This window comes from Streptomyces sp. NPDC051133, assembly GCF_040682635.1.
Lineage (GTDB): Bacteria > Actinomycetota > Actinomycetes > Streptomycetales > Streptomycetaceae > Streptomyces.
This window is the reverse complement of the sequence record NZ_JBFBBK010000027.1, coordinates 109,487-134,597: the sequence shown is the minus strand read 5'-3', so window position 1 is coordinate 134,597 and position 25,111 is coordinate 109,487. Positions and strand designations below refer to the sequence as shown.

The following is a 25,111-nucleotide window of genomic DNA, read 5'->3' as shown; positions in this document are numbered from 1 at the left end:
GTAGTCGCGGTAGGCCATCTCCGGGTCGATGTCGAGCGGGTCCGTGCCCGCGAGGCCCGCGGTCTCCTCGCGGACCAGGTCGAGCAGGGCCGCCGTCACTGCGGGTCCGCGCCCACCGCCACCGGGCGGGACGGGTCCGAGGACCACTCCGACCAGGAACCGACGTACAGCGCCGCCGGGACGCCCGCCACGGCCAGCGCGAGCACCTCATGGGCGCCGGAGACGCCCGAACCGCAGTAGACGCCCACCTCGGTGTCCCCGGAGACGCCCAGCGCCTTGAAGCGGTCCCTCAGCTCCGCCGCGGGCAGGAGACGGCCGTCGGGACCCACATTCTCCGTCGTCGGCGCGGACACCGCGCCCGGGATGTGCCCGCCGACCCGGTCGATCGGCTCCACCTCGCCCCGGTACCGTTCCCCCGCGCGGGCGTCCAGCAGCACACCCGTACGGGCCAGCGCCGCCGCCGCGTCCGCGTCCAGCAGCCCGGCGCCCGGAGCCGGCGCGAAGTCGCCCTCGGCCGGGGCGGGTACCTCGGTGGACAACTCGCCCTCCCAGGACGGCAACCCGCCGTCCAGAACCCGCACGTCCGGGTGACCCGTCCAGCGCAGCAGCCACCACGCGCGCGCGGCCGCCCAGCCCTGTCCCCCGTCGTACACGACGACCGGCCGGCCGGCCGACACGCCCGCACGGCGCATCGCGGCACCGAACTCCGCGAGGTCCGGCAGCGGATGCCGGCCGTGCTCCCCGGGCGCGGAGGCCAGTTCCCGGTCCAGGTCCACGAAGGCCGCGCCGGGGAGGTGACCGGCCGCGTACTCGGCCCCTCCGTCGAAGGCCGGCGCGCCCGCCGCCTTGGCCACGCTGAGCTGCCAGCGCACGTCCAGCAGCGTCGGCGGACGCTCCCCGGCCAGGTCCCGTGCGAGTTCGGTTGCGGTGATGATGGCTGTCATGGCGTCCATCCTTACGCCAGGGGTGGCCGCGGCGTCCAGGTCCGGCTACTCTGCTCGGCCGGACAGCCTCGATCACGCGTCGTAGGGGATCGAGCACATGCTGTACAACCGACGAACACCCGTCGGACATCGCCAGGAAGCGGCGAAAGACGGCAGAACGGGCATCCTTCCCGATACGGTGCCGTGCCGCGGCGCGACCTGGCACGCGGCACCGCGAAGATGCGGGCACCGGCACGGGCGTGCACGCCGGCGGCGTGGACACCCCTTCCGGGGAGCGGAAGCGACACGGCCACCGTGAGGGGCCGGGGAGAGAGTGATCGATGACCGAGGCACGGGAGTCGGCCGGTCCGCACGCGCGGCGCGTGCCCGGCACGCCCTGCTGGGTGAGCCTGATGGCGCACGGGCTGGCCGCCACCGAGGAGTTCTACGGTGAGCTGTTCGGCTGGGAGTTCCGGCCGGGCCCGCAGCAGCTCGGCCCGTACGTGCGGGCGCTGCTCGACGGGCACGAGGTGGCGGGCATGGGCCAGCTGCCGCCGGACCACCGGCTGCCGATCGCCTGGACCCCGTACCTCGCCGCGGCCGACGTGGACCACACGGCCGACACCGTCCGGGAGTGCGGCGGTACGGTCGCGGTCGGCCCGCTGGACGCCGCCGAGGCGGGGCGGATGGCCATCGCCGCCGACCCCTCGGGGGCGGTCTTCGGCATCTGGCAGGGCGCCGCGCACCTCGGCACGACGCTCACCGGGGTGCCCGGGACGCCCGCCTGGAACGAGCTGATCACGTTCGAGACCGAGAGCGTCGCCAAGTTCTACGAGACCGTGTTCGGTTACGAGAAGGAGCCGGTGGTGTCCGCCGACTTCGACTACGTCACCCTGCACCTGGAGGGCCGGCCGGTGGCGGGCCTGCACGGCGTGGGCCACGCGCTGCGCGACCGGGGCCCGCACTGGCAGACGTACTTCGAGGTCACCTCCGTCGAGGCGGCGCTGCGCCAGGTCGCGGACCTCGGCGGCCGCGTCCTCAGGCAGACCCACGACAGCCCGCACGGCCGGGTCGCGACGGTCGCGGACCCGGAGGGCGCGATGTTCTCGGTGATCGAGAACCCGCACTGAGCGGCCGTGCGGCACCACGCCGAGGCCTCAGCAGGGCGTGGTCAGGGCGCGGACACCGGCAAGACGGGCTCGGGTCAGGCGCCGGTGCGACGCCCGCAGCTGGGGACACCGGTGAGACGCCCGTCGGCGGGATCACCGGCAGGACGCACTGGAGTCAGACACCGGTACCCGGGCCGGAGCCTCGGCAGGGCGTGGTCAGGGCGCGGACACCGGCAAGACGGGCTCGGGTCAGGCGCCGGTGCGACGCCCTCGGCTGGGGACACCGGCGAGACGCCCGTCGGCGGGATCACCGGCAGGACGCACCGGAGTCAGACACCGGTACCCGGGCCGGGGCCTCGGCCGAGCGTGGGCAGGGGATCACCGGCAGGACGCACTCGGGTCGGACACCCGAGGGAGGCGTACCCGAGCCAGGCCTCGGCGGAGCGTCGGTGGGCCGTGCTCGGGCCAGGGACGTCGGTGCGGTGCACGGGGCGGAGTACCGGGGGGGGGACGCGCTCGGGCCGCCTGCACCGGCAGGGCGTGCTCAGGCCGGGGACACCGGCAGGACGTCCGGGGACAGGGCCGCCGCGCGGGCCGGCGCGGCCGTCATCCGGCGGCGGTGGTGGCGACGGCACAGCACCTCGTAGCCGACCTCGCCCGCGACCTGGTTGACGTCCCCCACGACCACCTGGGCGCCCTCGACCACCATCTCGCCGCCGATCGTGCGGGCGTTGTGCGTGGCGCGGGCGCCGCACCAGCACAGCGCCTCGACCTGGAGCACCTCGATGCGGTCGGCGAGCTCCACCAGGCGCTGTGAGCCGGGAAAGAGCTTGGAGCGGAAGTCGGTGGTGATACCGAAGGCGTAGACGTCCAGGCCGAGATCGTCTACCACGCGCGCGAGCTGGTCGATCTGCTCGGGCGCGAGGAACTGCGCCTCGTCCGCGATCACGTAGTCCGCGCGCCGCCCCTGCGACAGGTGGTCCACGAGGTAGGCGTACAGGTCCTGGTCGTCCGCCACCTCCACCGCGTCGGTGACCAGGCCGAGCCGGGAGGACAGCTTGCCCTCACCCGCGCGGTCGTTCCGGGTGAAGATCATCCCGACGAGGCCCCGCGCCGAGCGGTTGTGCTCAATCTGCAGAGCCAGCGTGGACTTCCCGCAGTCCATCGTTCCGGAGAAGAACACCAGCTCGGACATGAGGAGTTGAACACCTTTCGGCACAGGGCGGAGTGGGCGGGGCAGGGAACTTCAGGAGCGTACTTCGAGCAGCGGGACCAACTGCTCGGCGGGGGTCATCGAACCGTGGTTGCCGACCAGTGCCGACTCCTTGGGCTCCCGCTCGGAGGCGATGATCAGGACGTCGTCGTACGCGGCCGCGATGACGTCCCCGAGCCGCGCGTACACCCGCTCGTCGATGTGCGGCCCGAACCAGCCGGCCGCGATCGCCTCGTCCCGCGAGGCCACCCAGAACTGTTCGCCGAGCACCTCGCGCCAGCAGGTCAGGACGTCGTTCTCGGCGCCCGGGACCGCGTACACGTGCCGGGCCCGGCCCTCGCCGCCCAGCAGGGCGACCCCGGCGCGCAGCTCCCAGTCCTCGTCGAAGTCGATGCGGTGCTGCTCGTCGAAGGGGACGTCGACCATGCCGTGGTCGGCGGTGACGTAGAGGGCGCTGCGCGGCGGCAGTTGCTCGGCGAGGCGCTGGGCGAGCCGGTCGACCTTCATCAGCTGGCCGCGCCAGGTGTCGGAGGCGACGCCGTACCGGTGCCCGGCACCGTCCAGCTCGGCGTAGTACGTGTACACCAGGGAGCGGTCCCCGGCGGCCAGTTGCTCGGCCGCGAGGTCCATGCGCTCCTCGCCGGTGAGCCGGCCGTGGAAGCTGCCGCCGCTGAGCGCGACCTTGGTGAGCGGGGTCTGCGCGAAGGTGGGCGAGGACACCTGGGCGGCGTGCACCCCGGCGTCGTGGGCCAGCTGGAAGACGGTCGGGTAGGGCTGCCAGGGGCGCGGCTCGGTGTACGGCTGCCAGCGGAGCTGGTTCATCAGCGCGCCGGTGGCCGGATTCCGCACGGCGTACCCGGGCAGGCCGTGCGCGCCCGGCGGCAGGCCGGTGCCGACGGAGGCGAGGGAGGTGGCGGTGGTCGCCGGGTAGCCGGCGGTGAGCGGGCGGCCGGTGCCACCGCGCGAGGTGCCGAGCAGCGAGGCCAGGAAGGGGGCCTCGTCGGGGTGGGCCCGCAGCTGCTCCCAGCCCAGTCCGTCGATCAGGAAGACGCAGACCCGGTCGGCCGCGGTCAGTTCCGTGATCGTGGCGGTGAGGCCGGGGACGCCCATCCCGGCGGCCACGGTGGGCAGCAGGTCGGCGAGGGAGCCGGTGCCGTACTCGGGCAGCGGGGCGGTGTCCAGGGCGAGTGGTTCCGGGTGGTCCCAGGCGGAGAGCTGGGACATCAGCGTGTGAGGTCCGCGGTCGCCTCCGAGATGGCCTGCGCGAAGGCGAGCGTCTGCCGCACCGTCTCCGGGCCGTCCCCGGCCTCGCTGACGCGCAGGCTGAGGTCGTCCGCCGTGGAGTTGCCCGTGTAGCCGTGGTCGGCGTCGCAGTTGGGGTCGCCGCAGGCGGCGGGCTCCAGGTCGATGCGGCTGACCGCGCCCCAGCCGATGGTCAGCACGACCTCGCGGGGCAGCGTGCCCGGCTTGTACTGCTCCGGGTTGGCGACCACGCGGCTCACCACGACCGAGGAGATACGGCCGAGCTTCACGGACTCGGTGGAGGTGGTGGCGTACGGCGTCGGAGAGGTGCTGTCGGCGGCCTGCTCGTCGGTGTGGCTGACGATGAAGCGGTTGCCGGTGAGCACCAGCACGGTCACGTGCCGGCGGACCTCGTTCTGGTCGAACGTCGTCTCCTGGTGGACCAGGTACGACCGGATGGGCTCGCCGCCCACAGCGGCCTCCACCGCCTCGGCCACGAGGGCCGGGTAGTAGCCGCTGCGCTCGATCGCCGCGCGCAGCCCCTGGGTCGTCGTACTGGTCTTGGCCATGGCGTCCATCTTAATCCGTGGGCAAGGGCGCTCCGGGCCAGTCACGGGGACGGGGGCAGCCTGTGCCCGCGCGAGGGAGCCTGGGGACGAACCCCGGCCGGATCTCCAGATCCTCCGCGGCGATCAGGCAGGAGACGGGCTCCGGGCCGCCGCCGTCCGCTTCGAACGCGACCACGACGGGTGGCGTTTCGCCCAGGGCGCGCCGCAGCCGTGCCGTCTCCTCGGCGGTGGGCTCGCGGAAGGAAGGGTCCTGGAAGGCGGCGGGGCACGAGACGTAGCCCGTGCCGGTGAAGAGGATCTCCAGGCCGTGGTGACAGGTGAGGTCGTACCCCGCGGCCAGCCGTAGCCGCCCGGCGTCCCAGACGATCACTTCCCAGTCCCACCAGTTGCCCTCGGGCACCCGGCGTCCCGCGATCCGCATGCCCTCCCCTCCCCCGCTCAGTAGGCCGGCATCGTGCGCGGGCCCAGGTCGTCCCGGGCCGGCGGGGGCGCGAGCCGGACCGTGGCACCGAGGACGCTCGCGCCGTGCGGGGCGACGACGACCGGCTCCAGGGTGACCGCGACGACCTCCGGGTGGTCGTCGACCAGCCGGGACACACGCAGCAGCAGCTCCTCCAGCGCGGGCGTGTCCACGGGCGTGGAGCCGCGCCAGCCGAACAGCAGCGGTGCCGTGCGGATCGACCGCACCAGCGAGGTCGCCTCCCGGTCGGTGACCGGGATCAGCCGGTGCGCCGTGTCCTCGAGCAGCTGCGAGGCGGCCCCGGCCAGCCCGAAGGACAGCACGGCGCCGGCCGCCGGATCGATCACGGCCCGTACGACCGTGTCGACGCCGCGCGGTGCCATGCCCTGCACCACCGGCCGCAGTTGCTCGGGCGCGCCGAACAGCTCCGTCAACTCGTCGTAGGTGCGGCGCAGTTGCTCCTCGTCGGCGACGTCGAGGCGCACCCCGCCGAGGTCGGCGCGGTGCCTGAGGTGCGGGGCCGTGGCCTTCAGGGCGACCGGGTAGCCGAGGGCGCGGGCGGCCTCCGCGGCGGCGTCCGGGGTGGGTGCGGGGAGCGCGCGGCGGACGGGGACGCCGTACTTGCCGAGCAGCTCGCAGGTCTCCGCGTCGGAGATCGTGAGCCCTTCCCCGCGGGCGAGCAGCTCACCGATCAGCCGGGCGGCGCCCTTCTCGTCGATGTCCTCGTACTCGGGCACCTTCCCGGGATCGACCGCCTCCCGCCGCCACTGCCCGTACTTGACGGCTTCGGCGAGCGCCCGCACGGCGCGCTCGGCGGCGGGGTAGGCGGGGATGAGACGGGTGCCGTCCGGAGGGGCCAGGGGTATGCCGTCGGTCCCCTTGGGAGCCTCCGCCCGCGCGGCCGGGCCACTGCCGCCCGCCCGCGGCGCGGCCCGGGGCGGCGGGGCGCCGCCGTCGGTGCCGGGCGCCCTCTCGACGGCCGCGGGTGCCGTGCTCGCCGCGGCCGACAGCGCCTCCGCCAGCCCCCCGAGCTCCACGTGCACCACGAGCACCGGCTTGCCCGGCACCGCGGCCGCCGCCGACCGCAGCGCCTCCGCCAGCTCGGAGTCCCCCGGCGACGCCTCGCCGATCGCGGGGATCGCCGTGACGACGACGGCGTCGTTCGTGTCGTCGGCCAGGGCCTGTCCCAGGGCGCGGTGGAAGTCCCCCGCCGTCGCCCCGGTCGTCAGGTCCACCGGACGCGCCGGCCGCAGCCCCTCCGCGAGACAGCGGTCGTAGGTCAGCACCCCGAGCGACTCCGAGTTCCCCAGGATCGCCACGCGCGGCCCGGCGGGCAGCGGCTGCCGGGCGAGCAGCAGCCCCGCGTCGACCAGCTCGGTGATCGTGTCGACCCGGATGACCCCGGCCTGCCGCAGCAGCGCGGACACGGTCGCGTACGGCAGCCGCGTCGCCCGCACCGCGTGCCCCTGCGGTGCCGTGCCGGTCCCCTGCACCACGACCAGCGGCTTGGCCGCCGCCGTCCGCCGGGCGAGCCGGGTGAACTTGCGGGGGTTGCCGATGGACTCCAGGTACATGAGGGCGACGTCGGTCTCGGGGTCGTCGTACCAGTACTGGAGGACGTCGTTGCCGGAGACGTCGGCGCGGTTGCCCGCGGACACGAAGGTGGACACGCCGGTGACCCCTGTGACCCCTCCCCCGCGCCGGTGCAGCCGGGACAGCAGGGCGATGCCGATGGCGCCGGACTGGGCGAAGATCCCGATGCGGCCGGGCCGGGGCATCTCCGGGGCCAGGGACGCGTTCAGCCGGACGTCGGGGGCGGTGTTGATGACCCCGAAGGCGTTCGGTCCGATGATGCGCATCCCGTACGTGCGCGCGTGCCGGACGAGGGCCCGTTGCCGCTCCCGCCCCTCGGGCCCGCTCTCGGCGTATCCGGCGGAGAGGACGACGAGTCCCTGGACGCCGTGTTCACCGCACTCGGTGACCACCGCGGGCACGTGATCGGCCGGTACGGCGACGACGGCGAGGTCCACGGGACCGTCGACGTTCCGCACCGACCGGTGGGCGGGCACCCCGTCGACGTCCTTCAGGTCCTCGGGGAAGGCCTTGTTCACGGCGTGCAGCCGGCCCGCGTAACCGGCGTCCCGGATGTTGTCGAGGACGCTGCGGCCGACCCCGCCGGGGGCGCGTCCGACGCCGACGACCGCGACCGAGCCGGGGGCGAGGAGCCGCCGTACCGAGCGGCCCTCGGCGCGCTGCTCCCGGGCTCGCTGGACGGCGACGGAGCGGTCGGTGGGTTCGAGGTCGAACTCCAGGCGGACGACGCCGTCCTCGAAACTGCGTTGCTGGGTGTAGCCGGCGTCCGTGAACACCTTGATCATCTTGGTGTTGGCGGGCAGCACCTCGGCGGCGAAGCGGCGGATGCCGCGCTCGCGCGCGACGGCCGCGATGTGTTCCAGCAGGGCGGAGGCGACCCCGCGGCCCTGGTGGGCGTCCTGCACCAGGAAGGCGACCTCGGCCTCGTCCGCGGGTGACGAGGCGGGCATGCCGTCGGCGCCGATGCGGTCGTAGCGTACGGTGGCGATGAACTCGCCGCCGACGGTGGCCGCGAGTCCCACCCGGTCCACAAAGTCGTGGTGCGTGAAGCGGTGGACGTCCTTGGCGGAGAGTCGCGGGTACGGCGCGAAGAAGCGGTAGTACTTCGACTCGTCCGAGACCTGCTCGTAGAAGCTGACCAGGCGGTCGGCGTCATCAATGGTGATGGGCCTGATGCGTGCGGTGCCCCCGTCGCGCAGCACCACGTCCGCCTCCCAGTGGGCGGGGTACTGGTGCCGGTCCTGCCGGTCCGCCGAGGTCTGCATGGGCCCCAGAGTACGGCTCGCGTACGACAACGGCGCGAGGCAGTCTGTGGAGGACGGAAGTCGGAGCCGAGGCCGCGGCCCCGACGCCACACCGGTGCGCGGCGAAGGTCCGCATCGGGCACGCTTCACGGTGTGGGAAACTGGTCTAGACAACCCTGAAGACTGAAGGGCAGCAACACATGGCTGAGCGCCGCGTCAACGTCGGCTGGGCCGAGGGCCTCCACGCCCGCCCCGCTTCCATCTTCGTCCGAGCCGCCACGGCCGCAGGCGTCCCGGTGACGATCGCCAAGGCCGGGGGCAACCCCGTCAACGCGGCCTCCATGCTGGCTGTCCTGGGTCTGGGCGCCCAGGGCGGCGAGGAGATCGTCCTCGCCTCCGACGCCGAGGGTGCGGACGCCGCCCTCGACCGTCTGGCCAAGCTGGTCTCCGAGGGCCTCGAGGAACTGCCCGAGACCGTCTGAGTCACACCGTCCGAAGTCACACCGTGAAGCCGCGTCACCCTTTTCGGGTGGCGCGGCTTTCGTGTTTTCGCGGCCGATCGGTGAATTCAGTCGCGGCCGGGCAGACCGATGCATCCTGCGGCCGCCGAATTCACGGCAGCAGGAAAAGGCAACGGAAATACCCGGCCCACCGAATATCATCTCTTTGTATACGGTGCCGGTGTTAATGCCGCCCGCCCGACGTGTGTACGGCGTGTTGCGAAGTCCTCACACGCTCCCCCGCCCGGCGGAAACGCAGCCGGTGCACGGCCGACGCGCGCTCGGTGTGCACGGCCGTGACCGCCCGCGCGCGCTCGCCGTCACCGCGCGCCACCGCGTCCACGATCGCCCCGTGCTCCGCCCAGGACTCCACCGGGCTCGGCGCGGACTCCACCGCGTACATCCAGGCGATCTTGTGGCGCAACTGGGTGAGCATCGAGGTCAGCGACGGACTGCCGGAGGCCTGGGCGAGCGTCTCGTGGAACCAGCCGCCCAGTGCGCGCAGATCGGCGCTGTTGCCGCTCCTGGCCCGCTCCTGGCCCAGCCGGACCAGCCCGCGCAGCACCTTCAGATGGGCCTCGGTGCGCCGCTGCGCGGCCCGGGCGGCACCGAGCGGCTCCAGGAGCAGACGCATCTCCAGCAGGTCGGCCGCCTCCTGCTCGGTCGGCTCGGCCACGCACGCGCCCGCGTGCCGGCGGGTCACCACGAAACCCTCGGCCTCCAGGGTGCGCAGGGCCTCGCGGACGGGCACGCGCGAGACGCCGTAGCGGCGGGCCAGTACTTCCTCGGTGAGGCGGCTGCCGCGTTCATGGACACCGGCGACGATGTCGTCCCGGATCGCCGTGCACACCGAGTGCGCCGGAATACGCATGACCGACCTCCGCCTTAATCCCCGTGAAACGCCGACGATGGACGCGTGTTCTGCGACTCTATTGCAATGAGCCGGAATTTCCGACGGCGGGCCGTAATCCATGGATATTTTTTGGACAGCGGTGCGGGCGGAGACAGCGGAAATACGGCGAAAGCCCCGGCTCGGCGAGCCGGGGCTTGTCAGGGGTACCGGCGATCGCCGTCCGGTCGGTCAGGCGTTCACGCCGTGCTTGCGGAGGTAGGCGACCGGGTCGACGTCGGAGCCGTAGTCGGGCGTCGTACGCGCCTCGAAGTGCAGGTGCGGGCCGGTGACGTTGCCGGTGGCGCCGGACAGGCCGATCTGCTGGCCCGGGGTGACCTGCTGGCCCACCGTGACGCCGATGGAGGACAGGTGGCCGTACTGGGTGTACATGCCGTCGGCCATGCGGATCACGATCTGGTTGCCGTAGGCGCCGCCCCAGCCGGTGGAGACGACGGTGCCCGAGCCGACCGCGTGGACGGCCGTGCCGCTGGCCGCGTGGAAGTCGATGCCCGTGTGGTGGCCCGAGGACCACAGGGAGCTGCTGGCCTCGTAGCCGGTGGAGACGTAGGAGTGGGCGACCGGCGGGACGAAGGCGTTCAGCCGCTTGCGCTCGGCCTCGCGGGCGGCACGGGCCCGGGCCTCGCGCTCCTGCTTGGCCTTCGCGGCCGCGGCCTTGGCGGCGGCCTCCTCGGCGGCCTTCTGCTCGGCGGCCTGCTTCTGGGCGGCGGCCTGCGCGTCGATGTGCTCGGCGATGTCGTCGCTCACGGCGAGCACCGGGGTGAGGCCGGTCTGCTCCGCGGAGTTCTCGGCGGCGAGGGCCGGGGAGGCGGCGAGGGTGCCGATGACACCGGTGGTGGTGAGGGCCGCGACACCGGCCGCCTGAGCGGTGGTGCGCTTGACCCGGCCGGGCTTGCGGTGCTTCCCGGTGGCGCACATGAACGCCATGAAGTGGCTGGTCCTTTCCTTCCCTCTCGCCTACCGGGTTAGCTGACGGGTTCGGAGCAGGAAGGTCTCCTACGGGCTCCCCCGCTTCCGCGCGGGCGCCCGATTCACCCCAGGGACGGTGGGTCCCCGGCTCCCCTGGCTCGCGCCGTACGGGGACTCGGCGATGACTGTCCGGTGCCGCGGGCGCGGCGTACTGCCTGACGAACAGCCCGGACGACGCTAAGCGGGGCGGCTTTCGAACCTCAAACGCAACCGGTGTTTTGTAGCGCATCCCACAGGGCAGACAGGCAACCTCCGTCTCAAATCGGTCATCTGGGGAAGCGGTTGGAACGACAAGGGCCCTGACGACCCGTAGGTCGTCAGGGCCCACGCGCGAGTACGGCGTGTGCGTGCGTGCCGCAGTGGCTGCCGCCACGCGGCGGCCGCGGACGCTACTCGGCGGCCACGACGGTGACTTCGCCGATGCCGAGCGCCTCGACCGGCGCCTTGATCTGGGCGGCGTCACCGACGAGGACGGTCACCAGGCGGTCCACCGGGAAGGCGTTCACGACGGCCGCGGTGGCCTCGACGGTCCCCGTCGCCGCGAGCTGCCGGTAGAGCGTCGCCTGGAAGTCGTCGGGCAGGTACTGCTCGACCTGGTCGGCCAGGGTGCTCGCGACGGCCGCCGCGGTCTCGTACTTGAGCGGCGCCACGCCGACCAGGTTCTGCACGGCGACGTCCCGCTCGGCGTCGGTCAGGCCCTCGGCCGCGAGGGTGCGCAGCACCTTCCACAGGTCGTCGAGCGCGGGACCGGTGTTCGGGGTGTCCACGGAGCCGCTGATGGCGAGCATCGAGGCGCCCGTGCCGTCCGGGGCGGACCGCATGACCTGCCCGAACGCGCGCACGCCGTAGGTGTAGCCCTTCTCCTCGCGCAGCACGCGGTCCAGGCGGGAGGTGAGGGTGCCGCCGAGGCAGTAGGTGCCGAGCACCTGGGCGGGCCACACGCGGTCGTGCCGGTCGGAACCGACCCGGCCGATGAGCAGCTGCGTCTGGACGGCGCCGGGGCGGTCCACGATGACCACGCGCCCGGTGTCGTCGGCGGTCACCGGCGGCACGGGCCGGGGCTCGCCCGGGGTGCCGGTCCAGGCGCCCAGGGTGTCGCCGAGCAGCTCGTCCAGGTCGATCCCGGTGAGGTCGCCGACCACGACCACCGTGCCCGTGGCGGGACGGACGTAGCGGTCGTAGAAGGCCCGTACGGCGGCGGCGTCGATCTTCTCGACGGTCTCCTCGGTGCCCTGGCGCGGGCGCGACATGCGCGAGGCCGCCGGGAAGAGCTCCTTGGAGAGCTCCTTGGCGGCACGGCGGGAGGGGTTGGCGAGCTCGTGCGGGATCTCGTCCAGGCGGTTGCGGACCAGCCGCTCGACCTCGCTCTCGGCGAAGGCGGGCGCGCGCAGCGCGTCGGCGAGCAGGCCGAGGCCCTTGGCCAGACGGGAGGCCGGGACCTCCAGGCTGATCCGGACGCCGGGGTGGTCGGCGTGCGCGTCGAGCGTGGCACCCGCGCGCTCCAGCTCGGCGGCGAACTCCTCGGCGGAGTGCTTGTCCGTGCCCTCGGAGAAGGCCCGCGCCATGATCGTGGCGACGCCGTCCAGGCCCGTCGGCTCGGCGTCCAGGGGCGCGTCCAGCAGGACCTCGACGGCGACGACCTGCTGGCCGGGGCGGTGGCAGCGCAGGACGGTCAGACCGTTGCCGAGCGTGTCGCGCTCGGGGGCGGGGAACGCCCACGGCTTGGCCTCGCCGGGCTGCGGCTGGGGGTGGAAGTCCATGGTGGCGAGCTCGGTCACTTGGCCGTCTCCTCGTTCTCGTTTCCGGCCTCTACGGTCGCTTCCGCCTCCGGGTCCTCGGGCACGTCGGCGTCCTCGACGCTCTCCGGGGACTTCGGCTCGTAGACGAGCACCGCGCGGTTGTCGGGGCGCAGCCGGGCCTTGGCGACCTCCTGGACCTCCTCGGGGGTCACCGCCAGGACCCGCTCGACGGCGGTGAGGGCGAGCTGCGGGTCGCCGAACAGCACGGCGTACCGGCACAGTTCGTCGGCGCGGCCGGCGACCGTGCCGAGCCGGTCCAGCCACTCGCGCTCCAACTGGGCCTGGGCGCGCTCCATCTCCTCGGGCGTGGGGCCCTCCTCGGCGAACCGGGCCAGCTCCTCGTCGATGGCGGTCTCGATGACCGGGACCTCCACGTCGCCGGAGGTCTTCACGTCCAGCCAGCCCATGGAGGGCGCGCCGGCCAGGCGCAGCAGGCCGAAGCCGGCCGCGACGGCCGTACGGTCGCGGCGCACCAGCCGGTTGTACAGGCGGGAGGACTCGCCGCCGCCGAGGACGGTCAGGGCGAGGTCGGCGGCGTCGCACGCGCGCGTGCCGTCCTCGGGGAGCCGGTAGGCGGCCATCAGGGCGCGCGCCGGGACCTCCTCGACGACGACCTCGCGCTTCTGCTCGCCGATGACCTCCGGCAGGGAGCCGTCGCGGGGCTGCGGCTTGCCGTCGTGGGACGTGATCGAGCCGAAGTACTTCTCGATCCAGGCGAGCGTCTGCCGCGGGTCGATGTCGCCGACCACGGACAGGACGGCGTTGTTCGGCGCGTAGTAGGTGCGGAAGAACCGGCGCGCGTCCTCCAGGGTGGCCGCGTCCAGGTCCGCCATCGAGCCGATCGGCGTGTGATGGTAGGGGTGGCCCTCCGGGTAGGAGAGGGCGGTCAGCTTCTCGAAGGCGGTGCCGTAGGGGACGTTGTCGTAGCGCTGACGGCGCTCGTTCTTGACGACGTCCCGCTGGTTCTCCATGGACTCGTCGTCCAGGGCGGCCAGCAGCGAGCCCATGCGGTCGGCCTCCAGCCAGAGGGCGAGCTCCAGCTGGTGGGCGGGCATGGTCTCGAAGTAGTTCGTGCGCTCGAAGCTGGTGGTGCCGTTGAGCGAGCCGCCGGCGCCCTGCACCAGCTCGAAGTGACCGTTGCCCGTCACCTGGGCCGAGCCCTGGAACATAAGATGCTCGAAAAGGTGAGCCAGACCGGTACGTCCCTTGACTTCGTGACGGGAACCGACGTCGTACCAGAGGCAGACCGCCGCCACGGGGGTCAGGTGGTCCTCGGAGAGCACCACGCGCAGACCGTTGGCCAGGCGGTGCTCGGTCGCTGTCAGGCCCCCGGAGCCTGCCTCGGCTGTGGTCGTGTGACCCATGGGCATGTGCGTCCCTTCGCGAGCGGAGTCGGTTGTGCAAACCGCGGTTTTCCTGCCGTTCCTGCCACTGTATGCAACGCGCGCCGGGCCCTGGCGGAGTTCCCGCGGGGCTACGCCCACAGCGGATCGCGTAGCCTGCGTCAGGCGTGCCACAGGACGGCTCCTGAGCACCGGGGCGGACCGCACGGACCGGGTCGTGCCCGGGTTGTCAGTGCCACGGTCCACAATGGTCCGCGTCAGATCCGTCAGACGCTCCGAGCAAGAGCAGACGCTTTCAGCAAGAGCGAGCCGAGGGGTGCGCGTCCCGTAGGCGAGCGACCAGATCAGGAGGAGCCGGCAGCGATGGCCCGCCGCAGCACGAAGACCCCGCCGCCCGACGATTCGTACGAGGAGAAGATCCTCGACATCGACGTCGTGGACGAGATGCGTGGCTCCTACCTCGAGTACGCGTACTCGGTCATCTACTCGCGCGCCCTGCCGGACGCCCGCGACGGCCTCAAGCCGGTCCACCGCCGGATCGTCTACCAGATGAACGAGATGGGCCTGCGCCCCGACCGCGGCTATGTGAAGTGCGCGCGTGTCGTCGGCGAGGTCATGGGCAAGCTGCACCCGCACGGCGACGCGTCGATCTACGACGCCCTGGTGCGCATGGCCCAGCCCTTCTCCATGCGCGTGCCGCTGGTGGACGGCCACGGCAACTTCGGCTCGCTGGGCAACGACGACCCGCCGGCCGCCATGCGGTACACCGAGTGCCGTCAGGCCCAGGCGACCAGCCTGATGACCGAGTCGATCGACGAGGACACGGTCGACTTCACGCCGAACTACGACGGCCAGGAGCAGGAGCCGGTGGCGCTGCCGGCCGCGTTCCCGAACCTGCTGGTGAACGGCTCCTCGGGCATCGCGGTCGGTATGGCGACGAACATGCCGCCGCACAACCTCGGCGAGGTCATCGCGGCCGCCCGCCACCTGATCCGGTATCCGAACGCGGACCTGGACGCGCTGATGCGGCACGTCCCGGGCCCGGACCTGCCCACCGGCGGCCGCATCGTCGGCCTGGACGGCATCCGGGACGCGTACGCGACGGGCCGTGGCACCTTCAAGATCCGTGCCACGGTCTCGATCGAGACCGTGACGGCCCGCCGCAAGGGCCTGGTGATCACCGAACTGCCCTTCACGGTCGGCCCCGAGAAGGTCATCGCGAAGATCAAGGACCTGGTCAACGCGAAGAAGGTCCAGGGCATCGCCGACGTCAAGGACCTCACCGACCGCGAGCACGGGCTGCGTCTGGTCATCGAGATCAAGAACGGCTTCGTGCCGGAGGCGATCCTGGAGCAGCTGTACAAGCTGACCCCGATGGAGGAGTCCTTCGGCATCAACAACGTGGCGCTGGTGGACGGCCAGCCGCTCACGCTGGGCCTGAAGGAGCTGCTGGAGGTCTACCTCGACCACCGCTTCGACGTGGTCCGGCGCCGCAGCGAGTTCCGCCGCAGCAAGCGCAGCGACCGCCTGCACCTCGTCGAGGGCCTGCTCACCGCGCTGGTCGACATCGACGAGGTCATCCGGCTGATCCGGTCCAGCGAGAACTCCGCGCAGGCCAAGGAGCGCCTGATGCAGCGCTTCTCGCTGAGCGACGTGCAGACGCAGTACATCCTCGACACGCCGCTGCGCCGGCTCACCAAGTACGACCGCATCGAGCTGGAGGCGGAGAAGGACAGGCTCACCGACGAGATCGCGGAGCTGACCCGGATCCTGGAGTCCGACGCGGAGCTGCGCAAGCTGGTCTCGAACGAACTGGCGGCCGTGGCGAAGAAGTTCGGCACCGACCGGCGCACGGTCCTGCTGGAGTCGGCGGGTGCCCCGGTGTCGGCGGTGCCGCTGCAGGTGGCCGACGACCCGTGCCGGGTGCTGCTGTCCTCCACGGGGCTGCTGGCCCGTACGGCGACCGACGAGCCGCTGCCGGAGGACGCCGATGCCCGGCGCGTCAAGCACGACGTGATCGTCTCGGCGGTCCCGGCGACCCAGCGCGGCGAGATCGGGGCGGTGACCTCGGCGGGCCGCCTGCTGAGGATCAACGTGGTCGACCTGCCCCAGCTGCCGCCGACCGCGGCGGCACCGAACCTCTCCGGGGGCGCGCCGCTGGCGGAGTTCGTCTCCCTGGAGGGCGACGAGACGGTGGTCTGCCTGATCACGCTGGACGAGTCCTCCCCGGGTCTCGCGCTCGGCACCGAGCAGGGCGTGGTCAAGCGCGTGGTGCCCGACTACCCGTCCAACAAGGACGAGTTGGAGGTCATCACGCTCAAGGAGGGCGACCGGATCGTCGGTGCGGTGGAGCTGCGCACCGGCGAGGAGGACCTGGTCTTCATCACGGACGACGCGCAGCTGCTGCGCTTCCAGGCGTCCATCGTGCGCCCGCAGGGCCGCCCGGCGGGCGGCATGGCGGGGATCAAGCTCACCGAGGGCGCGAAGGTCATCTCCTTCACGGCGGTCGACCCGGCGGCCGAAGCGGTGGTGTTCTCGGTGGCGGGCTCGCGCGGCACGCTGGACGACTCGGTGCAGACGACGGCCAAGCTGACCCCGTTCGACCAGTACCCGCGCAAGGGCCGGGCCACGGGCGGCGTGCGCTGCCAGCGGTTCCTGAAGGGCGAGGACTGTCTGGCGCTGGCCTGGGCGGGCCCGACACCGGCGCGTGCGGCGCAGAAGAACGGCACCCCGGCGGAGCTGCCGGAGCTGGACCCGCGCCGCGACGGCTCGGGCACCTCGCTGCCGAAGACGGTGGCGGTGGTCGCCGGGCCGGTGTTCTAGGCCTCGTACGCCTCCTCGGCTCCGGGTTCTTCCTCGGAGCCCTGTACGTAGCGCAGGACGCCCCACATGCCGTGCTCGCCGGCGTGCGGGGCGTCCCCGTTCCCGCACCCCTCGAGTTCTGCGCGCAGGGCCCCGGTGTCGATACCGGAGCCGATCAGCACGAGCTGGGTGAGGCGGTCGTCCTCGGCCGGCCGGGGTTCGGGGTAGAAGCGCAGGAACCGGCCGACGGCGTGGATGGCGTACCGGTTGAGCGTGTCGTACGGCCCGAAGTCGACGTACCCCTTGATCCGGTACAGCCCCTCCGGCCGGCTGTCCAGGAACCGCATCAGCCGACGCGGGTCCATGGGGACGCCGGAGGTGAAGGACAGGCTGTCGTAGCCGGTGTGGAGGTGACCGGGGTGGACGTGGCCGGGGTGCCCGTGCCTGTCGCGGTCGTGCCGGCCGTCTTCGTGCCCGCCGCCTTCGCACAGGTCGGCTTCGGGCAGGTCGTCTTCGGGCAGGTCGGCTTCGGGCAGGTCGTCGAAGGACAGCTGCCCGATGCGCTCCTCGCTCGGCTTGCAGTCGAAGAGGAACTCCGGGTCGATGCGGCCGTAGGTGGCGGGGACGACGGCGGCACGGTCGGTCAGGGACCGCACCAGTCCGAGCACCCGTTCGGCGTCCGCGGCCCGGTCGAGCTTGTTGACCACCACCAGGTCGGCGAGGGCGAGGTGCCGGTCGATCTCGGGGTGCCGCGCCCGGGTGTCGTCGAACTCGGCGGCGTCGACCACCTCGACGAGGCCGCCGTAGACGATCCCCGGATGCTCGCTCGCCAGCACCATCCGCACCAGCTCCTGCGGCTCGGCCAGTCCGCTCGCCTCGATGACGATCACGTCGATGCCGGCCGCGGGGGCGGCGAGACGGTCCAGGTAGAGGTCGAGTTCGCTCGCGTCGACGGCGCAGCACAGGCAGCCGTTGCCGAGGGAGACGGTCGAGTCGCCGAGGGCGCCCGCGACGGCCATCGCGTCGATCTCGATGGCCCCGAAGTCGTTGACGACGGCCCCGATGCGGCTGCCTCCGCTGCGGTGCAGGAGGTGGTTGAGGAGCGTGGTCTTGCCGGAACCCAGGAATCCGGCGAGCACGACGACCGGGATCTGCCGCGGAGCATGACCAACGGCCGGTCGGTGCGTCGAGCTGTCCGCCACAGCGTTCCCCGAACTGTTCCCCACCGGGCGCCCTCTCTCGTGCTCTGTCCTGTCTCGTGCCCTGTCCCGCGGACCGGCTGCCGGATCAGGATAAGAGAGCGGCGGGAGGAGGCCTCGCCCGTCAGCCGGCGGCCGGCACCGCGACCGGCGGCTCCGGCCCCACGTAGCGCGCCACCGGTCGGATGATCTTGGAGTCGGCGGCCTGTTCCAGGACGTTGGCGCTCCAGCCGACGACGCGGGCCGCCGCGAAGGTGGGCGTGAACATCTCGCGGGGCAGACCGCACAGTTCCATGACCACACCGGCGTAGAACTCGACGTTGGTGTGGAGTTCGCGGCCGGGCTTCAGTTCGGCGAGGATCGCCTCGACCCGGCGCTCGACCTCCACCGCGAAGGCGGCCCTGGGTCCGCCGAAGCCGAGGGCGATCTCGCGGAGCATCCGTGAGCGGGGGTCCTCGGTGCGGTAGACGGCGTGCCCGAAGCCCATGATCCGGTCACCGGCGAGCACCCGCTCCCGGATCCAGGGATCAATCCGGTCGGGCGTCCCGATCGCGTCCAGCGTGTCCAGAGCCCGGCTGGGTGCTCCTCCGTGCAGTGGCCCCGACAGCGCGCCCACCGCGCCGATCAGGCAGGCCGCCACGTCGGCGCCCGTGGAGGCGATGACCCGCGCGGTGAAGGTTGACGCATTGAATCCATGATCAATGGTGGAGATCAGGTACTGCTCGACCGCCCGGGCCCGCCGTGCGTCCGGCTCCTCGCCCGTGAGCATGTACAGGTAGTTGGCCGCGTACGGCAGATCGTCGCGCGGTTCGACCGGGTCCAGCCCCTGCCCGAGCCGGTACAGCGCGGTGAGCAGGGTGGGAACGACCGCGCAGACGGCGACGGTGTCGGCCCGGCGCCGGTCGGCGTCGACGTCGTAGACCGGGCGGAGTCCCCGGGCCGCGCCCAGCAGCGACAGGGCCGTGCGCAGGCCGGCCAGGGGGCCGGAGAGGCGCGACGCGGCGGCGATGGCCGGCAGCGCGGCGCGGACCTCCTCGGGCGGCCGGCGCAGTGCCGCGGTCTCGGCGGCGAAGGCGGCACGGCGCTCGGCGTCGGGGAGCGTGCCGTGGACCAGGAGGTGCCAGACGTCCTCGAAGCCGCGGGTGCGCGCGAGTTCGACGGCCGAGTACTGGCGGTAGTGGTAGAAGCCCTCCCGCCCCCGGACGTCACCGATCTCGGTCTCGGTGACGACGACGCCGGCGAGGCCGCGCGGGGCGTCGATCAGCGGCGGGGTTGCGGTGGTTGCGGTCCTGTTGATGGTCATGTCGCTCCTCCCTGGACTTGATCCGACTGTCCATGCTTGATTATTTGTTGTCAATGTTGATTGAATCAATATAGGCAGATCAAGGTGTGCGCAGACGACTACGGTGGCCCCATGCGCGATCACGAACCCGCTCCCCACCGCCCCGGGCGAAGGCTGACCACCAAGGAGACCGCCGAACTGCTCGGCGTGAAGCCCGAGACGGTGTACGCGTACGTGAGCCGCGGCCTGCTCAGCAGCAGACGCGAACCCGGCGGCCGGTCCAGCACCTTCGAGGCCAAGGAGGTGGAGGACCTCGCCCGGCGCAACCGGCGCGAGGCGGCCGGGAGTCCGGGCTCCGGCGGGGAGCTGTCCGTCCGGACGCGGATCACGCTGATCGAGAAGGACCGGTACTTCTTCCGCGGCGCGGACGCCGTCGAACTGGCCACCCGGCACTCCTACGAGGAGGTCGCGGAGTGGCTGTGGACGGGCCGCCTGACCCCCGGGGTGACCTTCTCCGCGCCCGCGAGCACGGTCGAGGTCGCCCGCCGCGCGGTCCTCGCCCTGTCCGAACACGCCTCCCCCGTCGACCGGCTGCGGGTGGCGGCGATCGCCGCCGCGGCCGAGGACCCGCTGCGCTTCGACCTGTCCGAGGAGGCCGTGCTGAACACCGCGCGGACCCTCATCCCCACGCTCGTCGCCGCCCTGCCGCCCGTCCTGTACGCCCCCCAGGACGACGGCCCGCTGGCCCACCGCCTGTGGGGCAGGCTGACCGCCCGCTCCGCCGACGAGGCCTCGCTGCGCGTCCTGGACACCGCGCTCGCCCTGCTCGCCGACCACGACCTGGCCGCCTCCACGCTCGCGGTCCGCGTCGCCGCCTCGGCACGCGCCCACCCGTACGCCGCCGTCTCCGCCGGGCTAGGCGTCCTGGAGGGGCCGCTGCACGGTGCCGCGAGCGGCATGGCCCACCGGCTGCTGCTCGACGTGCTCGACCAGGGCACCGCGGTCCCGGTGATCGCCGCGGAACTGCGCGAGGGCCGCCGGATCCCCGGGCTCGGGCATCGGCTGTACCCGGGCGAAGACCCCCGCGCGCGCGTGCTGTTCAGTCTCCTGGAGCAGATCCCGCAGGCGGAGCCCGCCCTGCTCGCGGCCCGCGACATCGTCGCCGTGACCGCCCGGCACACCCCGCTGCACGCCAACGTGGACCTGGCACTGGCGGTGTTCACGACCGCGTGCCGCATGCCGGCCACCGCGGGCGAGACGATCTTCGCCGTCGCCCGGACGGCGGGCTGGATCGCGCACGCCCTGGAGGAGTACGGCGAACGCCCGCTGCGCATGCGGCCCAGCGGTCACTACGTCGGCCCGCGACCGCCGCAGCCCCCGCCCGAGTAGGACACGACCAGGGCCGGAAGTCGCCTCGAGGGCAGTCAGGTTAGGCTCACCTCTGTGAGTAGGTGTGCGACCGTCTCCCGGAGTCTCGACGAGCCTGTTTCCGGTACGGCGGCCACGGCGACGACGTGGCTGCTGCTGGAACAGCCCGGCCCGTGGGGTGCCAAGGCGCTCACTTCGAGCCATCTGGACCCCGCACTCGGCCGGGCGCTGGAGGCCGCCGCCGAGGGGACCGGCGTACGCGTCGCGCTCATCCGCCGCCCGGGACGGCACGCCGACCCCGGCACGCCCCCGGTCCGGCACGTGTACGCCGCGCACACCGTCCCGGGACGCGTGTGGCTGCACGGCGCCGTCACCCGGGATCCGGAGCGGCTGCTCGACCTGGACTTCCCCGCCCTCGGCGCGGGCGACCACCGCGCGTTCGGCGCGGCGCTCGGCGGCCGGGCGCACACCGGCGACCCCTTGGCGCTCGTGTGCACGAACGCCAAGCGCGACCGCTGCTGCGCCCTCCTGGGCCGCCCCCTCGCCGCCGAGCTGGCCGCCTCCGGGGTGCGCGGCGTCTGGGAGGTCACCCATCTGGGTGGACATCGCTTCTCGCCGACCGTGCTGGTCCTGCCGTACGGCTACTCCTACGGCCGCGCCGAGGCGCACACCGTCAAGGAGGCCCTGCACGGCGCCCAGGCGGGGCGCGTGGTCGTCGAGGGGTGCCGGGGCTGCTCGGCCTGGGACCGGCCCGGCCAGGCGGCCGAGCTGGCCGTCCGCTCGGCCGCGGACGAGTACCGGGCGGGTGTGCTGAGCGTCGTACGGACCGACGGCGCCGCCCCGCGCTGGGACGTCACCGTCCTGCACGCGGACGGCCGCCGGTGGCAGGTCACCGTCGCGCAGGGGATGTCGCTCCCGCCCCGCCCGGAGAGCTGTGGCGCGACGGTCCTCGGGACGCCCGCGCGGATGGACGTGGTGGCCGTGCGCGAACTGCGGCCGACGGCGATGGCCGGCTGATCCGGCACCGCTCGTGCCGCCCGGTGGCGAACGTTGATCTTCCGCACGTATTGATCGCAGATCAAGAGTGGGTCAAGAGATCCACACCACATCTCCTGGGGCGGGTCCGGCGCTCCCACGTACCGTCGTGGGTATGAGCCCCACTCCCCCCGCACGCCGTCTCCGCCTCGGTCTGCCACGGCGGGTGTTCTCGCAGGTGCTGCTGATGCAGGTGACGATCGCCGCGGGGGTCGCCGTGCTCGCGACCGGCCTGTTCCTGGCACCCCTGAGCAAGCAGCTGGACCAGGAGGCGGAGCGCCGCGCGCTGTCCATCGCGCAGACGACGGCCCAGGACCCGCAGATCGCCGAGGGCCTGCTGAGCACCCCGCCGTCCGCGGACGGCCCGGTGCAGAAGGAGGCCGAGCGGATCCGGAAGGCCACGCACGCCGAGTACATCGTGGTGCTGGACACCCACAAGGTGCGCTGGTCGCATCCGACCACCTCGAACATCGGCCGTCTGGTCTCCACCAGCCCTCGCGAGGCCCTGGCCGGCAAGGAGGTCATGGAGATCGACAAGGGCACCCTGGGGCGTTCCGCGCGCGGCAAGGTGCCGCTGTACGACGCCCACCACCGCATCATCGGGGCGGTCTCGGTGGGTATCGCCTACGACAGCGTGCGGGCACGGCTGATCAACGCGATCCCGGGGCTGTTCGCGTACGCCGGCGGCGCTCTCGCGGTGGGCGCGCTGGCCGCCTGGCTGATCTCCCGCCGGGTCCAGCGGCAGACGCGGGACCTGGCCTTCTCCGACATCTCGGCGCTGCTCGCGGAGCGCGAGGCGATGCTGCACGGCATCCGGGAGGGCGTGGTCGCCCTGGACCGGGGCGGCCGCGTCCGCCTGCTCAACGACGAGGCGCGGCGGCTGCTGGGCATCGGTGACGAGGCCGTCGGCCGGACCCCTGACGAGGCACTGGGCGCGGGCCGTACGACGGACGTCCTGGCCGGCCGGGTGGCCGGCACCGACCTGCTGACGGTGCGCGGCCAGCGCGTGCTGGTCGCCAACCGCATGCCCACCGAGGACGGCGGCGCCGTGGCCACGCTGCGCGACCGTACCGAGCTGGAGCAGCTGGGGCGCGAACTCGACTCCACGCGCGGGCTGATCGACGCCCTGCGCGCCCAGGACCACGAGCACGCCAACCGCATGCACACCCTGCTCGGGCTGCTGGAACTGGAGATGTACGACGACGCGGTCGAGTTCGTCGGCGAGGTGGTCGGCGACCACCGGGTCACCGCCGAGCAGGTCACCGAGAAGATCCAGGACCCGCTGCTGGCCGCGCTGCTGGTCGGCAAGGCGACCGTGGCGGCCGAGCGCGGCGTCGCCCTGTGGGTCGCCGAGCGCAGCCGGCTGCCGGACCGGCTGATCGACCCGCGGGGTCTGGTCACGGTCATGGGCAATCTCGTGGACAACGCCCTGGACGCGGTCGCGGGCACCCCGCACGCGCGCGTGGAGGTCGAGGTGCGCACGCAGGGCCGGACCGTCGTCCTGCGGGTGCGGGACACCGGCCCCGGCATCCCGGCCGACCAGCGGGAACTGATCTTCACGGACGGGTGGTCCACCAAGAAGCCGCCCGCGCACGGCAAGCGGGGCATCGGGCTCTCCCTGGTGCGCCGGCTCGCCGAAAGGCAGGGCGGCAGCGCGACGGTGGGGACGGCGGACGGTGGCGGCGCGCAGTTCACCGTGGTACTGCCCGAGGCGCTGACCGAGCCGGGGCCGGTGGCGCCCGGGTCCCTGGAGCGCGTCGCCGTCGCCGAGGAGGAGGTGTGATGATCGAGGTGCTGGTCGTGGACGACGACGCCCGGGTCGCCCGGGTCAACGCCGCCTACGTGGAGAAGGTGCCCGGGTTCCATGTGGCCGGTGAGGCGCACAACGCGGCCGAGGCGCTGCAGCAGGTGGAACGGCTGCCGCGGGTCGACCTGGTCCTCATGGACCACTATCTGCCGGACGACACGGGTCTCGCCGTGGTCCGCGAGATGCGCCGGCGCGGCCACCAGACCGACGTGATCATGGTGACGGCGGCACGGGACGTGTCGACCGTGCAGGCCGCCATGCGGCAGGGGGCGCTGCAGTACCTGGTGAAGCCGTTCGCCTTCGCCGGCCTGCGGGCCAAGCTGGAGGCGTACGCCCGGCTGCGGCGCACCCTGGACGGCGGCGGGGAGGCCGAACAGGCGGAGGTGGACCGGATCTTCGGCGCGCTGTCCGCGCCGTCGGAGCCCGCGCTGCCCAAGGGGCACTCGCCCACGACGGCCGGGCTGGTGCGCCAGGCGCTGATGAACGCCGAGGGCGCGCTGTCCGCCCAGGAGATCGCCGAGCGGACGGGCGTGAGCCGGCAGACCGCCCAGCGGTATCTGAAGCTCCTGGAGCGCACGGGGCGGGCCCGGCTGACACTGAAGTACGGCGACGCGGGCCGCCCGGAACACCGTTACGTGTGGGCGACCCGCGCCTGAACGCGGTGACCGTGTGCCTTACTTGACGGCCTTGACGAACTCGGTCGTGTACGTCTTGCTCAGGTCGACCTTGGCGTTCTGGATGTTGGGGTTGAACGCCTTGAGGACCTTCTCGACGGTCTCCGGGCCGCCCTGGGGCATCACACCGTCGTCGGTGAACATGGGCAGGGTGCTCTTGACGGACTGCGCGTAGAGCGCCTTGTCGCCCTGGGAGTAGTCGGCGGGCATCCTGGCGGCGATCTCGTCGGCGCTGTGGGTGGACATCCACTTGAGCGTCTTGACGAATGCGTTGGCCAGCTTCTGGACGGTGTCCTTGTGTCCGTTCACCCAGTCCGTCTGCATGTACAGACTCGACGACGGGTACGGCCCGCCCAGCGCCTTCTGCGAGCCCTCGGGGGTGCGCATGTCGAGCAGGACCTTGCCGGCCTTCTTGTCCAGGATCGTCGCGACCGTCGGGTCGGTGGTCATGCCGCCGTCGATCGCGCCCTTCTGCAGGGCGGCGATGAAGGTCGGGCCGGCTCCTACCGCGACCGGTGTGAACTGGCTGACGTTCACGCCGTTCTTGACCGCCAGGTACTTGGTGAGGAAGTCGGTGGAGGACCCGAGTCCGGTCACGCCCAGCTTGCGGCCCTTGAAGTCCTTCGGAGAGGTGAGATCGCCGGCCGCCTTGTTCGACACGACCTCGACCTCGCCGGGCGCGTGCGAGAACTGCACGACCGACTCCACGGACTTGCCCTTCACCTGGAGGTCGAGGGTGTGGTCGTAGAAGCCGACCGCCCCCTGCACCTGGCCCGAGACGAGCGCGGTCTCGGCCTGGACCCCGGCGGGCTCGCTCAGGAGCTGGACGTTCAGCCCCTCGGCCTGGAAGTAGCCGAGGCGCTGGGTGAGCATCGCCGGCAGGTAGATGACCTTGTCCAGGCCACCGACCATGATCTTGACGTTCTCCCCCTTGCCGCCGCCCCCGCCGCTGCCGGTGTCGGCCGTGGAACTGGCCGCGTCGTTGGCGCAGGCGGTGAGCGAGGAGAGGGCGAGCAGGCCGGCGGCGGCCAGGGAGGCGTATCTGGCGGTCTTGCGCATGGCGGTTCACG

Annotated in this window: 20 protein-coding genes and 1 riboswitch; of the genes, 7 read left to right on the top strand and 13 right to left on the bottom strand. The window is 72.7% G+C overall.

What is annotated here, in order from left to right; all coding sequences use genetic code 11:
* Positions 1-95 precede the first annotated feature (95 nt).
* On the bottom strand, positions 96-944 hold the full coding sequence (locus AB0N17_RS26750; RefSeq protein WP_366014042.1) for a sulfurtransferase: 849 nt from the start codon (positions 942-944) through the stop codon (positions 96-98).
* 320 nt (positions 945-1,264) lie between these two features.
* On the opposite strand from AB0N17_RS26750, the gene AB0N17_RS26745 reads away from it, so the two are divergent.
* Positions 1,265-2,053 carry a VOC family protein gene (locus AB0N17_RS26745; RefSeq protein ID WP_366014041.1) on the top strand — a complete coding sequence of 263 codons (789 nt, stop codon included), beginning with the start codon at positions 1,265-1,267 and terminating at the stop codon, positions 2,051-2,053.
* A 523-nt stretch (positions 2,054-2,576) separates the two neighbouring features.
* Here the strand turns inward: AB0N17_RS26745 and AB0N17_RS26740 are convergent.
* The 5 genes from AB0N17_RS26740 to AB0N17_RS26720 are packed head-to-tail and all read right to left on the bottom strand — an operon-like array spanning position 2,577 to position 8,374.
* Positions 2,577-3,227, bottom strand: a complete 651-nt coding sequence (locus tag AB0N17_RS26740) for a thymidine kinase (protein ID WP_366014040.1) — start codon at positions 3,225-3,227, stop codon at positions 2,577-2,579.
* Between the two features lie 51 nt (positions 3,228-3,278).
* Positions 3,279-4,469, bottom strand: a complete 1,191-nt coding sequence (locus tag AB0N17_RS26735; RefSeq protein WP_366014039.1) for a nucleotide pyrophosphatase/phosphodiesterase family protein — start codon at positions 4,467-4,469, stop codon at positions 3,279-3,281.
* Positions 4,469-5,065 (bottom strand): DUF5998 family protein, encoded by a 597-nt coding sequence (locus tag AB0N17_RS26730; protein ID WP_366014038.1) that lies wholly within the window; start codon positions 5,063-5,065, stop codon positions 4,469-4,471. The genes AB0N17_RS26735 and AB0N17_RS26730 overlap by 1 nt, the downstream gene beginning before the upstream one ends.
* Position 5,066: 1 nt before the next feature.
* Positions 5,067-5,477: a hypothetical protein gene (locus AB0N17_RS26725; RefSeq protein WP_366014037.1), complete on the bottom strand. Its 411-nt coding sequence runs from the start codon at positions 5,475-5,477 to the stop codon at positions 5,067-5,069.
* A 17-nt stretch (positions 5,478-5,494) separates the two neighbouring features.
* A complete protein-coding gene (locus tag AB0N17_RS26720; protein WP_366014036.1) occupies positions 5,495-8,374 on the bottom strand; it encodes a GNAT family N-acetyltransferase in 2,880 nt (959 codons plus the stop codon).
* A gap of 179 nt (positions 8,375-8,553) precedes the next feature.
* Here AB0N17_RS26720 and AB0N17_RS26715 point away from each other — a divergent pair, with 179 nt between their 5' ends.
* On the top strand, positions 8,554-8,835 hold the full coding sequence (locus tag AB0N17_RS26715; RefSeq protein WP_014675499.1) for an HPr family phosphocarrier protein: 282 nt from the start codon (positions 8,554-8,556) through the stop codon (positions 8,833-8,835).
* 202 nt (positions 8,836-9,037) lie between these two features.
* On the opposite strand, the gene AB0N17_RS26710 is transcribed toward AB0N17_RS26715, so the two are convergent.
* From AB0N17_RS26710 to AB0N17_RS26695, 4 genes are all read right to left on the bottom strand, one after another.
* The gene (locus tag AB0N17_RS26710; RefSeq protein ID WP_366014035.1) at positions 9,038-9,724 is read right to left on the bottom strand and encodes a GntR family transcriptional regulator; all 687 of its coding nucleotides are present in this window, start codon (positions 9,722-9,724) and stop codon (positions 9,038-9,040) included.
* 210 nt (positions 9,725-9,934) lie between these two features.
* The gene (locus AB0N17_RS26705) at positions 9,935-10,690 is read right to left on the bottom strand and encodes a M23 family metallopeptidase (protein WP_366014034.1); all 756 of its coding nucleotides are present in this window, start codon (positions 10,688-10,690) and stop codon (positions 9,935-9,937) included.
* 12 nt (positions 10,691-10,702) lie between these two features.
* Positions 10,703-10,863: riboswitch (cyclic di-AMP (ydaO/yuaA leader) on the bottom strand.
* 258 nt (positions 10,864-11,121) lie between these two features.
* Complete coding sequence (locus AB0N17_RS26700) at positions 11,122-12,510, bottom strand: pitrilysin family protein (protein ID WP_366014033.1); 1,389 nt, start codon at positions 12,508-12,510, stop codon at positions 11,122-11,124.
* A complete protein-coding gene (locus AB0N17_RS26695) occupies positions 12,507-13,901 on the bottom strand; it encodes a pitrilysin family protein (RefSeq protein WP_366014032.1) in 1,395 nt (464 codons plus the stop codon). The genes AB0N17_RS26700 and AB0N17_RS26695 overlap by 4 nt, the downstream gene beginning before the upstream one ends.
* A 336-nt stretch (positions 13,902-14,237) precedes the next feature.
* On the opposite strand from AB0N17_RS26695, the gene AB0N17_RS26690 reads away from it, so the two are divergent.
* Positions 14,238-16,697 (top strand): DNA topoisomerase IV subunit A, encoded by a 2,460-nt coding sequence (locus tag AB0N17_RS26690; RefSeq protein ID WP_366014031.1) that lies wholly within the window; start codon positions 14,238-14,240, stop codon positions 16,695-16,697.
* Here AB0N17_RS26690 and AB0N17_RS26685 read toward each other — a convergent pair.
* Together AB0N17_RS26685 and AB0N17_RS26680 are read right to left on the bottom strand one after the other, a co-directional pair.
* Positions 16,694-17,815: a CobW family GTP-binding protein gene (locus tag AB0N17_RS26685; RefSeq protein ID WP_366014030.1), complete on the bottom strand. Its 1,122-nt coding sequence runs from the start codon at positions 17,813-17,815 to the stop codon at positions 16,694-16,696. The two genes, AB0N17_RS26690 and AB0N17_RS26685, sit on opposite strands and share 4 nt — an antisense overlap.
* Positions 17,816-17,999: 184 nt before the next feature.
* A complete protein-coding gene (locus AB0N17_RS26680) occupies positions 18,000-19,178 on the bottom strand; it encodes a citrate synthase (RefSeq protein WP_366014029.1) in 1,179 nt (392 codons plus the stop codon).
* A gap of 111 nt (positions 19,179-19,289) precedes the next feature.
* Between AB0N17_RS26680 and AB0N17_RS26675 the strand changes: the two genes are divergently transcribed.
* From AB0N17_RS26675 to AB0N17_RS26660, 4 genes are all read left to right on the top strand, one after another.
* Positions 19,290-20,546 (top strand): citrate synthase family protein, encoded by a 1,257-nt coding sequence (locus AB0N17_RS26675; RefSeq protein ID WP_366014028.1) that lies wholly within the window; start codon positions 19,290-19,292, stop codon positions 20,544-20,546.
* Between the two features lie 54 nt (positions 20,547-20,600).
* A complete protein-coding gene (locus AB0N17_RS26670) occupies positions 20,601-21,542 on the top strand; it encodes a sucrase ferredoxin (protein WP_366014027.1) in 942 nt (313 codons plus the stop codon).
* Positions 21,543-21,675: 133 nt separating this feature from the next.
* Positions 21,676-23,343, top strand: a complete 1,668-nt coding sequence (locus AB0N17_RS26665) for a sensor histidine kinase (RefSeq protein ID WP_366014026.1) — start codon at positions 21,676-21,678, stop codon at positions 23,341-23,343.
* Positions 23,343-24,023, top strand: a complete 681-nt coding sequence (locus AB0N17_RS26660) for a response regulator (protein WP_366014025.1) — start codon at positions 23,343-23,345, stop codon at positions 24,021-24,023. Before AB0N17_RS26665 ends, AB0N17_RS26660 begins: the two co-directional genes overlap by 1 nt.
* An 18-nt stretch (positions 24,024-24,041) precedes the next feature.
* Here the strand turns inward: AB0N17_RS26660 and AB0N17_RS26655 are convergent, their stop codons facing one another.
* Positions 24,042-25,100, bottom strand: a complete 1,059-nt coding sequence (locus AB0N17_RS26655) for an ABC transporter substrate-binding protein (protein ID WP_366014024.1) — start codon at positions 25,098-25,100, stop codon at positions 24,042-24,044.
* Positions 25,101-25,111: the final 11 nt, after the last annotated feature.